The sequence below is a fragment of the Rhodovulum sp. FJ3 genome (assembly GCF_032918305.1).
In the GTDB taxonomy this organism is placed as follows: Bacteria; Pseudomonadota; Alphaproteobacteria; order Rhodobacterales; family Rhodobacteraceae; genus SAT37.
Map to the genome: position 1 here is coordinate 344,085 of NZ_JAWJUU010000002.1, position 11,877 is coordinate 355,961.

The window sequence follows — 11,877 nt, forward strand, 5'->3', positions numbered from 1 at the left end:
TCTTGAGCGGTCGGGGCGCGATCTGTTCTCACTATGGCAGCGCCACAAGGCGTCCAAACAACCTCGGAATCTGGGAGGAGTCCTTATGAAATTCCTGAATGCTGCAGTTGCAGCCGCAATCGCGATCAGCGCTTCGGCAACCGGTGCCATGGCAAACTGTGACGACGGCGAGATCGTCATCAAGTTCAGCCACGTGACCAACACCGACCGTCACCCCAAAGGTATCGCCGCAAGCCTGCTGCAACAGCGCGTCAACGACGAGATGAACGGCAAAGCCTGTATGGAGGTTTTCCCGAACTCGACCCTCTACAACGATGACCAGGTTCTGGAAGCGATGCTGCAAGGCGACGTTCAGATGGCTGCTCCGTCGCTGTCGAAATTCGAAGCCTTCACCAAGCAATTCCGCATTTTTGACCTGCCGTTCATGTTCAAGAATGTCGACGCCGTCGATGCGTTCCAGAGCTCGGAAACCGGTCAGGCGATGAAAGAATCCATGGCTCGCCGTGGTCTGCTGGGTCTGGAGTTCTGGCACAACGGCATGAAACAGTTCTCGGCGAACAAGCCTCTGGAACTGCCGACCGATGCGGCTGGCCTGAAATTCCGCGTTCAAACCTCGGACGTTCTGGTTGCCCAGATGGAAGCACTGGGTGCTTCGCCCCAGCCGATGGCGTTTTCCGAAGTATACGGCGCGCTGCAAACCGGCGTTGTGGACGGTCAGGAAAACACCTGGTCCAACATCTATGGCCAAAAGTTCTTTGAGGTTCAGGACGGGATCACCGAAACCAACCACGGTATTCTGGACTATCTGGTTGTGACCTCGGTTGACTGGCTGGACAGCCTGGACGCAGACGTTCGCGACCAACTGCTGACCATCCTGAAAGAGGTTACCGAGACCCGCAACACCGAGAGCTCGGCCGTGAACCAAGCCGCCAAGGAATCGGTTCTTGAGGCCGGCGGCGTTGTCCGCAGCCTGACCGAAGAACAGCGCGCTGCTTGGGTTGCTGCCATGAAACCGGTTTGGGAGCAGTTTGAAGGCGACGTAGGCGCCGACAACATCGCCAAAGCACAAGAAATCAACGCCTCGTTCTAAGGCGTTGCCATAAGTCACCGAAACGGCCCGGAGGCGCCTGCGTCCGGGCCGTTTTTTGAACCGAACCCTTTATGCCGGAGGATACGAGGTATGAGCGGTCACTCGGGATATCACCCCAAAACCAAGCTCGGCCATTTCGTAAACGAACTGGAAGAGACCTTTATCGCCCTATTGCTGGGCATGATGACACTTGTCACCTTTATCAACGTCGTACTGCGCTATGTGTTTGATACCGCGCTGATCTGGGGGCTGGAACTGACGCTGGTCCTGTTCGCGTGGCTTGTGCTGTTCGGCATTTCCTACGGGTTCAAGATCACCGCCCATCTGGGTGTGGATGCGATTTTGAACATCGTCAGCAGTCCTGCAAAACGGGTTCTGGTTCTGATCTCTGCCGTTGTGTGCGTCGTCTATGCGGGCCTGTTGCTGAAAGGCGCGTGGGACTACTGGGCGCCGTTCGCGGGTCTTGATGCGACCACGGGCCGTTGGTTCCCCACGGGCTTTGCCAACAGCCGCGATCAGGCATGGTACGAGACCGAGCAATTGCCGTTCCCCGAATGGCTGCGCTTTATCGAGCCGCTGATGAATGAGGGCGAGGCCTATGAAAAACTGCCCCGCTTTATCCCCTATGCGATCCTCCCGTTTGGTGTGGCCCTGATCCTGTTCCGGATCGTTCAGGCCAGCCTGCGTATCGTCAAAGGGGATCAGGATAGCCTGATCGTCAGCCACGAAGCCGAAGATGCGGTCGAAGAAGCCGCACAGAAAAACCGCGAGGACATCTAATCATGGACGTCGTACTTTTGTTCGCCATGGTCGTTGGCCTGTTGCTGATCGGTGTGCCGATCGCAATCAGCCTCGGCCTGAGCTCGATGCTCTTCCTGTTGATGTTCTCGGACACGTCCTTGGCGTCGATCGCGCAAAGCCTCTATCAGGCGATGGCGGGTCACTACACGCTGCTGGCGATCCCGTTCTTTATCCTAGCGTCCTCGTTCATGTCGACGGGCGGTGTGGCGAAACGGATCATCCGGTTCTCGATCGCCTGTGTGGGTCACATGCGCGGTGGTCTGGCGATTGCGGGTGTGTTTGCCTGTATGCTGTTCGCGGCCTTGTCGGGCAGTTCGCCCGCAACCGTTGTGGCCATCGGGACGATCGTCATCGCGGCGATGAAACAGGCGGGTTATAGCAAGGAATTCGCCGCCGGTGTGATCTGTAACGCAGGGACCCTTGGCATTCTTATCCCGCCGAGCATCGTGATGGTTGTTTACGCATCCGCCACCGATGTGTCCGTGGGTCGGATGTTCCTTGCCGGTGTTATTCCGGGCATTTTGGCCGGTCTGATGCTGATGGTGACGATCTACATCATGGCGCGGGTCAAAAACATGCCCAAGGGCGAATGGCAGGGCTGGGGTGAAATCCGTGCGTCCTTTGCCGATGCGTTCTGGGGTCTGATGCTGATCGCGATCATCATGGTGGGGATCTATGGTATCCCGGGCGTGACCAAGGCGATCTTTACCCCGACCGAGGCCGCCGCCGTCGCATCCGTCTATGCGTTCCTGATTGCGGTGTTTGTCTATCGTGACATGGGGCCGTTGGCCGCCAAGAACGAGGGCGAAACCCCGACCAGCCTGTTTGCCAAGCCGCAGGCCCTGATCACCGCGTTCTTTCACAAGGACACGCGCGACACGCTGCTTGAGGCGGGTAAGCTGACCATCATGCTGATGTTCATTATCGCTAACGCCTTGATCCTGAAGCACGTTCTGACGGATGAGCAGATCCCGCAGCACATCGCTGGTGCGATGCTGGCCGCAGGGTTCGGGCCGATCATGTTCCTTGTGATCGTGAACATCATCCTGCTGATCGGTGGTCAGTTCATGGAGCCCTCGGGCCTGATCGTGATCGTTGCGCCGCTGGTGTTCCCGATTGCGATCCAGCTGGGCATCGACCCGATCCATCTGGGCATCATCATGGTGGTGAACATGGAAATCGGGATGCTGACGCCGCCGGTGGGTCTGAACCTGTTCGTGACCTCGGGCGTGGCCGGCATGCCGATGATGCGGGTGGTCCGCGCGGCCCTGCCGTTCCTGGCTGTGCTGTTCGTCTTCCTGATCATGGTGACCTACATCCCGTTCCTGTCGACCTGGTTGCCGACAAGCCTGATGGGTCCCGAGATCATCACGAACTAAGCCCATTGTTAAAAGGTGCGCCGCCGGACAAGCCGGCGGCGCAAGACATAAGTAAGGCCGCGTCCAGCAGGGCGCGGCCTTTGTCTGTGTCGACGTGATACGGGGATCAGGCGTTTTCGAGGGCGGTGATGATGGCCGAGAAATCGCTGGCCTTGAGAGACGCGCCGCCGACCAGTGCGCCGTCGACGTTGTCGATTGCGAAAATCTCATCCGCATTCGAGGGTTTTACCGACCCGCCGTAGAGCAGGCGCATGTCCTTGGCCGTCTCGCCAAAGCGGGCGACCAGATCGGCGCGCATTTTGTCGTGGACCTCGGCAATCTGTTCAAGCGTCGGAACGCGGCCCGTGCCGATGGCCCAGACGGGTTCATAGGCGATGACGGTGTTCGCGCCGTTGGCCGCATCGGGGACCGAGTTGGCCAGTTGCGCCGCGATGACGTTCAGGGTGTCGCCGGCGTCGCGCTGACCTTCGGTTTCGCCCACACAGATCACTGCGATCAGACCGGCGTTATAGGCGGCGGTGGATTTCGCGGCGACAATGGCGTCGGTTTCGCCGTGGTCTGTACGGCGTTCAGAATGGCCAAGAATCACATAGCCCGCACCCGCATCGACCAGCATATCCGCAGCGATATCGCCCGTATGCGCGCCCGAGACATTTGCGTGACAGTCCTGACCGCCGGTGGCAATCGCGTCGCCCGCACGATCGGACATGCGCGACAACAGGGTGGCAGGGGGGCAGAGCAGGATATCGACGCTTGGCGCGCCGTGGGACGCGACCAGCGCGTCAACCTCGGCCAGCTCTGCGGCCGTGCCATTCATTTTCCAGTTCCCAGCAGCCAGTTTACGCATCATCCCCTCCGGTCTTTATGGTTCGTTGGCCTATGGATAGGCCAGAACGCGGACGAGGGGAATGCGAGAAACGCGCGCAGGTCAGGATTGCAGGTTGGGGGCGTCCATATCGGCGAACTTGATCGATTCACCGCAACCACAGGCATCAACCACATTGGGGTTCTTGAACTTGAACCCGGATTCCAGCAGCGAGACCTCATAATCGATCTCGGTCCCGAACAGGAACATCTGGGCCATGGGGGCGATCATCACGCGCGCGCCGTCCTGTTCGACCACCTCGTCATGGGGGTCGACCGCATCGACATAGTCCATGGTGTATTCCATGCCCGCACAGCCGCCCTTTTTGACGCCAATGCGCAGGCCCTGTGTCCCGTCCTTGGTCATCAGCTTGGCGATCTGTTTCGCGGCGGCGTCCGTCATGGTGACGGCCTGTTTGCCTGGAATTCCGAACATTTGGCGTGATCCTTTTGGTGTATCCCTAATTTAGGAAAGGCTTGGCCAAATCGCAAGCGGGCGAAGGGCCGCAAGCACCCACAAAGTTGCATAGGCCGTGATCATCGCCCAGCCAAAGGACGCCAGCGTGCCGATGATTACATATTCGGCCTTTTTTTCATCGGATGTGGCCTCGAACCGCAGAACGGATTTGGCGGCGATGAGAAAGCCGATACCAGCAGGTTGGCCTGCGAGGATCATCACATAGATCAATCCGCGCTCCAAGAGGCCGATCAATTTTCCGCCAGAGGGTAGGCCGTTTGCGTCAATTTGTTCGGCCATCGGGGCCATCAACAGGCCGACCGCGAACCCACCCGCGCGCGTCGCGATGATCGCGCCGGTTAGGAGGGCCATCAGCGCGATAAGGGTGTCGGGCAGGGCGGTCAGGGTGGCCCAGAGACCGGTCGCCCACAGGTCGGGCACAAGGGCCGCGGCGGCGATCAGGGTAATCAGATGCGCGCCCTGATCCGCCAGAAAGGCGGCGATGTTGTGCGGGGCCAGATAGGTTTTCACCGCATCAATCGTCATATGCGCCGCCGCCAGTGCCAGCAGCTCCCACCGCGCAACCTGACCGGTGGCGGCCATGGCAGTAATCAGAACCATCACTCCGTGCAGCAGGAACATCCGCGCCCGCGCCTTGTGCTCGACCATCGCGCGGGTCTGCACCACGAAATCACCAAGCACGTGGCCCATCAGCAGGGCGATAAAGGTCTCAATCATCGTAAGAATGTTCCAAATGCAAAAGCGCGTCGGTAATGTCCCAATACCATGCCGATTGCAGGGATTTTGTCACGCTCTGTCGTGATTTGCCGAGGCGTTCGGCAATGTCGGTCAGGCTTAGATCGTTGTTCGGATTGTTCATCGCGGCGGCGACGGTCGCGGCCTGCACGGTGGTCCATTCGGTGCAGATACGGTTCAACAGGATCGCCATACCTTGGGCCGCTTGGCGCGCGTGGTTGATGGCATAGTCCGTCTTTTTCGCGATTTCCAGAGCGCGCCCAGACATGGCAAACACCGGCGCGTTTTCGATGTTCAAATTGGGTCCAACGGGATGGTCGACGGGGCCTTCGGCGATGCCGATATAGGTGTCGGCGCCCATCGCCCGCAGGGTGGCGCGCAACATGACCGCCACGCGCAGGGCGTATCGGGGGTCGTCCACCACGATCTGCCAGCCATCGCCGCGGTGACGGGTGAAATGCACGGGTCCGCAGATGCCCCAGCCCTCAACCGTTTGGGCCGCGTCGCGCAGGGCGTCCATCGCGCGGTCGATCCCCGAGGGCCCAAGGGCCGCGGAGTTGATCAGGTCGCCGGTCAGGACGGCTATGGTTTGGGGTGTGGTCATGCATCCATAATAGGCTGCATGTGTCAGATTGCAACCAAAATAGGTTGCGTTGTACGATATGCACCCTTTTTCGGTTGCGAAATGAAAAAGGCAACCCGATTGGGTTGCCTCTAAACCTTGGTCTGTGTGGGTGGCTTACATAAAGCCCAGTTCCAGACGGGCCTCGTCGCTCATCATGTCCATGCCCCAGGGCGGGTCCCATGTGATTTCGACGTCCACGTCCTTGACGCCCGCGACCGGTGCGACGGCCTCTTGGATCCAGCCCGGCATCTCACCGGCGACCGGACAGCCCGGCGCAGTCAGCGACATGATCACGTTCACCGCGTTTTCCTGATCGATTTCAATCGTATAGATCAAGCCCAGATCAAAGATATTCACCGGAATCTCGGGGTCATAGACGGTGCGACAGGCCTCAACCACCGAGTCATACAGCGGGTGATCGGTGCTGGACGGTTTGATGAGGGGGGCACCCTCCATCTGATCTTGAGAGTCGGACATTTCCGGCCTTTCGTTAATTCCGACCAAAGATATAAGTTTTACCGCCCCCGACGTCCAGAGCGCGTTTTGCCCCAATCTTGGGCAGGTCCTGTTTATCCCGCCGTGTCGGTCGATTTCTTGCGCGGTTTGCGGGCGGGGGCGGGGCGCACGCGGCGCTCAATCTCATCAAACAACAGGCCCGAAAGGTTCTTGCCGGTCGCCTTTTCGATGCCTTCCAGACCGGGGGAGGAGTTCACCTCTAGCACCTTGGGCCCTTCGGACGAGCGCAGCATATCGACACCAGCCATGTTCAACCGGAACGCCCGCGCCGCGCGCACGGCGGTTTCGCGTTCCTCTTTGGTGATGCGCACCGTGCTGGCCGAGCCGCCCATATGCAGGTTTGAGCGGAAATCGCCCTCGGCGCCGGTGCGCTTGATCGCCGCGACGACCTTATTGCCGACGACAAAGCACCGGATGTCCTCACCTGCGGCCTCTTTGACGAAATGCTGGACCAGAAAGCTGGCCTTGAGCCCGCGAAACGCAGTGATCACGGAATCGGCGGCCTTTTTGGTTTCGGCAAGAACGACGCCCTTGCCCTGCGTGCTTTCCAGCAGCTTGACGATCAGCGGCGCGCCCCCGACCAGCGAGATCAGGTTGCCGTTGTCCTTGGGTGAGGCCGCAAAGGCGGTCGTCGGCATGCCGATCCGGTGACGGGCAAGGATTTGATGTGCGTATAGCTTATCGCGGCTGGCGGTGATGCCCTCGGACCCGTTCAGGCAATAAGTGCCGATGGTTTCGAACTGACGCACCACGGAGGTGCCATAGCCGGTGATCGAGGCACCGATGCGCGGGATCACGGCGTCATAGCGCGGCAGGCGTTTGCCATCATAATGCACCTCGGGCGAGAGGGCGTTGATCGCCATGTAACAGCGCAATGTATCAATCACCTCAACCACATGGCCGCGTTTTTCGCCCTCGGACACAAGGCGTTGGGTGGAATAATTGTGCTCTTCGCGGCTAAGAACCGCGATGCGCAGGGTGCGGGCAGGGGCGACCTTGGCGACCTCGGCGCTGTGGTAGACGTCGAACGACAGTTCGGGTTGGCAAAAGCTCTCACCCGGGCTGATGACGGTTTCGTCGTCAAAGGCCTGACGGCCCAGCAACATGCGATAGGCCATCGACCCGCGATCGGTCAGGGTGATTTCGACGGGCCATTCGCGGTCGCCCATGCGCATGGGCGTCGTGATGACATAGCGCAACTCGGTCTCGCCATTGGAGGATGTGACCTCACGCCGGTCCACGACCTCAGCCGAACAGGTGATCGCGATGTCGGGGCGACCGGGCACGGGCGAGACGTTAAACCGAACGCGCGGACGCGCCGAGGGGCCAAAGGGTTCGATCTCGCTTGCGTGCAGGGCGGATGTTTTTGCGCCGGTATCGACCTTGGCCTTCAACGCGGGCAGGCCCAGACCGGGCAGGGCGCACCATTCTTCCCACCCCAGACGGAAATCGGGCGCGTTCGGGTCGTTCGTCATGGCAAGCCTCCTTGGCATTCTCTCAGAATCGCCTATACCGGCGTTCTGTTTCAGTTCATGCAGGATCAGATATGGCGGATCGGTTCAACTTCGATGTGAAGGCGACAGATGGAAAAGCGCGCACGGGTGTAATCTCGACCCCGCGCGGCGATATTCGCACGCCCGCGTTCATGCCTGTGGGCACCGCCGCGACGGTCAAGGCGATGATGCCCGAGAGCGTGGCCGCGACCGGTGCTGATATCCTGCTGGGCAATACATATCACCTGATGCTACGGCCTACGGCCGAGCGTGTCGACCGTCTGGGCGGGCTGCACAAGTTCATGAACTGGGACAAACCGATCCTGACCGACAGTGGCGGGTTTCAGGTGATGTCGCTGGCCGACCTGCGCAAGCTGACGGAAAAGGGCGTGACCTTCAAAAGCCATATCGACGGCTCGCGCCATGAATTGACGCCCGAACGCAGCATGGAGATTCAGCGCCTGCTGGGGTCCGACATCGTGATGTGTTTTGACGAATGCCCCGCCTTGCCCGCCACGGAAATGGCCGTCGCCGAGAGCATGCGCCTGTCCATGCGGTGGGCGCAACGGTCGCGCGATGCGTTCGGGGACCGGCCTGGTCATGCGTTGTTCGGGATCATGCAGGGCGGTGTCACGCCACACCTGCGCGAAGAGAGCGCCAAGGCCCTGACCGAGATCGGCTTTGACGGCTATGCGGTGGGCGGTCTGGCCGTGGGCGAGGGCCAAGAGGCGATGTTCGGCGTGCTGGATTACGCGCCCGGCTACCTGCCCGAGGACAAACCGCGGTATCTGATGGGGGTGGGCAAACCCGATGACATCGTAGGGGCCGTCAAACGCGGCATCGACATGATGGACTGTGTGCTGCCCAGCCGTTCGGGTCGGACCGGTCAGGCATGGACGCGTCGTGGTCAGGTGAACATCAAAAACGCGCGCCATATGGATGACCCGCGTCCTTTGGACGAAAATTGCACCTGTCCGGCCTGTTCAAACTATAGCCGCGCCTATCTGCACCACGTCTATCGGTCGGGCGAGATGATTTGCGGGATGCTACTGACGTGGCATAACCTGCATTATTATCAAGAGCTTATGCAGGAAATGCGCGACGCGATTGCCGCCGGAACCTTTGACGCGTTTGAGGCGGCATTCCACGCCGAACGCGCATTGGGCGATATTGAGCGTCTCTAAAACCCGCATGATTGTTCGCGTTCCCGTTGGACTTGGCACGGGGTCTGCACCTGAGGCGCGACAGCCGTGAAGGCGGGCGCATGAAAATGCGTCAACGATAGGGAAATTGCCCGATTTTGCGCCCACTGGGACCAAGATCGGCCTTGTACCCGTTCGTGCCAAGAGGCACAGTTACACAACTGTCGCATTTTAACGGGCCGGTTGAAAAACGCCGCATCACGCCCAAGTTAAATGTGACTTGGAGAGGGACAACGCCGCCGAGGATCGGGGCAGTTCTCTCTTGCTGATTGAGGATATGGAATGCATCAAGACCTGAACCAAACCTACCCTGTACTGCCGCTGCGCGATATCGTTGTGTTCCCGCACATGATCGTCCCGCTGTTTGTCGGTCGGGAAAAATCGGTTCGCGCCCTTGAGGAGGTCATGGCGGATGACAAGCAGATTCTGCTGTCCAGCCAGATCGACCCGGCCGTAGATGAACCGACCGCCGACGGGATTTACCGCGTTGGCGTTCTGGCCAATGTTCTGCAACTGCTGAAACTGCCTGATGGCACCGTCAAGGTGCTGGTCGAGGGCAAAACGCGCGTGCAGATCTCCGATTTTCTGGACAACGAAGACTATTTCGAGGCCCGCGCCGAGATCCTGCATGAGGAACTGGGCGATGAGGCGACGGTCGAGGCGCTGTTGCGTTCGGTCGGCGAAGAGTTTGAGCGTTACGCCAAGATCAAGAAAAACATCCCCGAAGAGGCGCTGACCACCGTTTCCGAAACGGAAGAGCCCGCCAAGCTGGCCGATCTGGTCGCGGGGCATCTGGGGATTGATGTCGACAAGAAACAGGAACTTCTGGAAACCCTGTCGGTTGCCGAACGTCTGGAGATGATTTTCGGCCTGATGCAGGGCGAGATGAGCGTGCTGCAGGTCGAGAAAAAGATCAAAACCCGCGTCAAATCCCAGATGGAACGCACCCAGCGCGAATACTATCTGAATGAGCAAATGAAGGCCATTCAGAAGGAACTGGGCGACGGCGAAGAGGGCGCAAACGAGATCGCCGAGATCGAGGAAAAGATCGCGGCGACCAAGCTGTCCAAAGAGGCCAAGGAAAAGGTCGAGGCCGAGGTCAAAAAGCTCAAGTCCATGTCGCCGATGTCCGCCGAGGCCACCGTCGTGCGCAACTATCTGGACTGGATGCTGTCGATCCCGTGGGGCGTCAAATCCCGCGTGAAAAAGGATCTGACCCGTGCGCAGGATATTCTGGACGCCGATCACTATGGTCTGGAAAAGGTCAAGGAACGCATCGTCGAATACCTCGCCGTGCAACAGCGCAGTGCGAAGCTGAAGGGGCCGATCCTGTGCCTCGTCGGACCGCCGGGCGTTGGTAAAACCTCGCTGGGGAAATCGGTCGCCAAGGCCACGGGGCGCGAGTTCATTCGCATCTCGCTGGGTGGTGTGCGTGACGAAAGCGAAATCCGCGGTCACCGCCGGACCTATATCGGCTCGATGCCCGGCAAGATCATTCAGGCGCTGAAAAAGGCGAAAACCACGAACCCGCTGATCCTGCTCGATGAGATCGACAAGATGGGGCAGGACTTCCGTGGCGATCCCGCCTCGGCCATGCTTGAGGTTCTGGATCCGGAACAGAACGGCACCTTCGTCGATCACTATCTTGAGGTCGAATATGACCTCAGCAACGTGATGTTCCTGACCACCGCCAACAGCTATAATATGCCTGGGCCGCTCTTGGACCGGATGGAAATCATTAGCTTGTCTGGCTACACCGAGGACGAAAAGCGCGAGATCGCGAAACAGCACCTTGTCAGCAAACAGGTCAAAAACCACGGCCTGCGCAAAGGTGAATTCGATGTCACCGATGAGGCGCTGCAAGAGATGATCCGCACCTATACCCGTGAGGCGGGCGTGCGGAACCTTGAGCGTGAGATCGGCAAGCTGGCCCGTAAAGCGGTCACCAAGCTGGTTAAGAAAGAGGCTGAACATGTCGCGGTAACCCCCGAGAATCTCGAAGATTTCTTGGGTGTGAAAAAGTTCCGCTATGGTCTGGCCGAGAAAGAGGATCAGGTCGGTGTTGTCACCGGTCTGGCCTGGACCAGCGTGGGGGGCGACCTCTTGTCGATTGAGGCCCTGCGCCTTCCCGGTAAGGGGCGGATGAAAACCACGGGTAAGCTTGGCGATGTGATGAAGGAATCCATCGACGCGGCAAGCTCATTCGTGCGCTCGATCTCGCCCGAGATCGGGGTGAAACCGCCGCGCTTTGACACGCTGGACATCCACGTCCACGTGCCCGAGGGCGCAACGCCCAAGGACGGCCCCAGCGCGGGTATCGCCATGGTGACGTCGATCGTGTCGGTCCTGACCGGTATTCCGGTGCGCAAGGACATCGCCATGACGGGTGAGGTCACGCTGCGCGGGAATGTGCTGGCCATCGGCGGGCTCAAGGAAAAGCTGCTCGCGGCGCTGCGGGGCGGGATCAAAACCGTTCTCATCCCCGAGGAAAACGCCAAGGACCTGCCGGAAATTCCGGACAACGTCAAAGAGGGTCTGACGATCATTCCTGTCAGCAACGTGCGTGAGGTTCTGGGTCATGCCCTGATCCGTCAGCCCGAGGCGATCGAATGGGATGAGGCGGCTGAAGAGGCCGCCGCCAAAGCCGCGCTTGAGAAATCGCGCGCGGGTGCCGGTGCAATTGCACATTAACAG

Annotated in this window: 11 protein-coding genes; 5 read left to right on the forward strand and 6 right to left on the reverse strand. The window is 59.7% G+C overall.

The features are described from left to right. Positions 1-85 precede the first annotated feature (85 nt). The 3 genes from R1W00_RS06665 (at position 86) to R1W00_RS06675 (ending at position 3,270) form a co-directional block, all read left to right on the forward strand. The gene (locus R1W00_RS06665) at positions 86-1,090 is read left to right on the forward strand and encodes a DctP family TRAP transporter solute-binding subunit (RefSeq protein ID WP_317261950.1); all 1,005 of its coding nucleotides are present in this window, start codon (positions 86-88) and stop codon (positions 1,088-1,090) included. Between the two features lie 90 nt (positions 1,091-1,180). Continuing rightward, on the forward strand, positions 1,181-1,870 hold the full coding sequence (locus R1W00_RS06670; protein WP_317261951.1) for a TRAP transporter small permease: 690 nt from the start codon (positions 1,181-1,183) through the stop codon (positions 1,868-1,870). A 2-nt stretch (positions 1,871-1,872) separates the two neighbouring features. After that, on the forward strand, positions 1,873-3,270 hold the full coding sequence (locus tag R1W00_RS06675; RefSeq protein ID WP_317261952.1) for a TRAP transporter large permease: 1,398 nt from the start codon (positions 1,873-1,875) through the stop codon (positions 3,268-3,270). A 106-nt stretch (positions 3,271-3,376) separates the two neighbouring features. Here R1W00_RS06675 and tpiA read toward each other — a convergent pair whose 3' ends face one another. The 6 genes from tpiA to rimK form a co-directional block, all read right to left on the reverse strand. Next, positions 3,377-4,117, reverse strand: coding sequence for a triose-phosphate isomerase (gene tpiA / locus R1W00_RS06680; protein ID WP_317261953.1), 741 nt, complete (start codon positions 4,115-4,117; stop codon positions 3,377-3,379). An 81-nt stretch (positions 4,118-4,198) separates the two neighbouring features. Next, positions 4,199-4,570: an iron-sulfur cluster assembly accessory protein gene (locus R1W00_RS06685; protein WP_317261954.1), complete on the reverse strand. Its 372-nt coding sequence runs from the start codon at positions 4,568-4,570 to the stop codon at positions 4,199-4,201. Between the two features lie 30 nt (positions 4,571-4,600). After that, entirely contained in the window at positions 4,601-5,329 is a 729-nt protein-coding gene (locus tag R1W00_RS06690) for a DUF3307 domain-containing protein (RefSeq protein WP_317261955.1), read from the reverse strand. After that, entirely contained in the window at positions 5,322-5,951 is a 630-nt protein-coding gene (locus tag R1W00_RS06695; RefSeq protein ID WP_317261956.1) for a hypothetical protein, read from the reverse strand. The genes R1W00_RS06690 and R1W00_RS06695 overlap by 8 nt, the downstream gene beginning before the upstream one ends. Before the next feature lie 135 nt (positions 5,952-6,086). Further along, positions 6,087-6,449, reverse strand: a complete 363-nt coding sequence (locus R1W00_RS06700; protein WP_317261957.1) for an SUF system Fe-S cluster assembly protein — start codon at positions 6,447-6,449, stop codon at positions 6,087-6,089. A gap of 92 nt (positions 6,450-6,541) precedes the next feature. Then, positions 6,542-7,963 carry a 30S ribosomal protein S6--L-glutamate ligase gene (gene rimK / locus R1W00_RS06705; RefSeq protein ID WP_317261958.1) on the reverse strand — a complete coding sequence of 474 codons (1,422 nt, stop codon included), beginning with the start codon at positions 7,961-7,963 and terminating at the stop codon, positions 6,542-6,544. 71 nt (positions 7,964-8,034) lie between these two features. Here rimK and tgt point away from each other — a divergent pair, with 71 nt between their 5' ends. Further along, the gene (gene tgt / locus R1W00_RS06710) at positions 8,035-9,165 is read left to right on the forward strand and encodes a tRNA guanosine(34) transglycosylase Tgt (RefSeq protein ID WP_317261959.1); all 1,131 of its coding nucleotides are present in this window, start codon (positions 8,035-8,037) and stop codon (positions 9,163-9,165) included. Positions 9,166-9,465: 300 nt separating this feature from the next. Continuing rightward, on the forward strand, positions 9,466-11,874 hold the full coding sequence (gene lon, locus R1W00_RS06715; protein WP_317261960.1) for an endopeptidase La: 2,409 nt from the start codon (positions 9,466-9,468) through the stop codon (positions 11,872-11,874). Positions 11,875-11,877: the final 3 nt, after the last annotated feature.

What these genes read in the sequence shown, in the direction of transcription:
- tgt (WP_317261959.1), top strand. Translation starts at nt 8,035, where the DNA reads ATGGCGGATCGGTTCAACTTCGATGTGAAGGCGACAGATGGAAAAGCG.
- R1W00_RS06670 (WP_317261951.1), top strand. Translation starts at nt 1,181, where the DNA reads ATGAGCGGTCACTCGGGATATCACCCCAAAACCAAGCTCGGCCATTTC.
- R1W00_RS06700 (WP_317261957.1), bottom strand. Translation starts at nt 6,449, where the DNA reads ATGTCCGACTCTCAAGATCAGATGGAGGGTGCCCCCCTCATCAAACCG.
- R1W00_RS06685 (WP_317261954.1), bottom strand. Translation starts at nt 4,570, where the DNA reads ATGTTCGGAATTCCAGGCAAACAGGCCGTCACCATGACGGACGCCGCC.
- tpiA (WP_317261953.1), bottom strand. Translation starts at nt 4,117, where the DNA reads ATGCGTAAACTGGCTGCTGGGAACTGGAAAATGAATGGCACGGCCGCA.
- R1W00_RS06675 (WP_317261952.1), top strand. Translation starts at nt 1,873, where the DNA reads ATGGACGTCGTACTTTTGTTCGCCATGGTCGTTGGCCTGTTGCTGATC.
- R1W00_RS06665 (WP_317261950.1), top strand. Translation starts at nt 86, where the DNA reads ATGAAATTCCTGAATGCTGCAGTTGCAGCCGCAATCGCGATCAGCGCT.
- R1W00_RS06695 (WP_317261956.1), bottom strand. Translation starts at nt 5,951, where the DNA reads ATGACCACACCCCAAACCATAGCCGTCCTGACCGGCGACCTGATCAAC.
- rimK (WP_317261958.1), bottom strand. Translation starts at nt 7,963, where the DNA reads ATGACGAACGACCCGAACGCGCCCGATTTCCGTCTGGGGTGGGAAGAA.
- R1W00_RS06690 (WP_317261955.1), bottom strand. Translation starts at nt 5,329, where the DNA reads ATGATTGAGACCTTTATCGCCCTGCTGATGGGCCACGTGCTTGGTGAT.
- lon (WP_317261960.1), top strand. Translation starts at nt 9,466, where the DNA reads ATGCATCAAGACCTGAACCAAACCTACCCTGTACTGCCGCTGCGCGAT.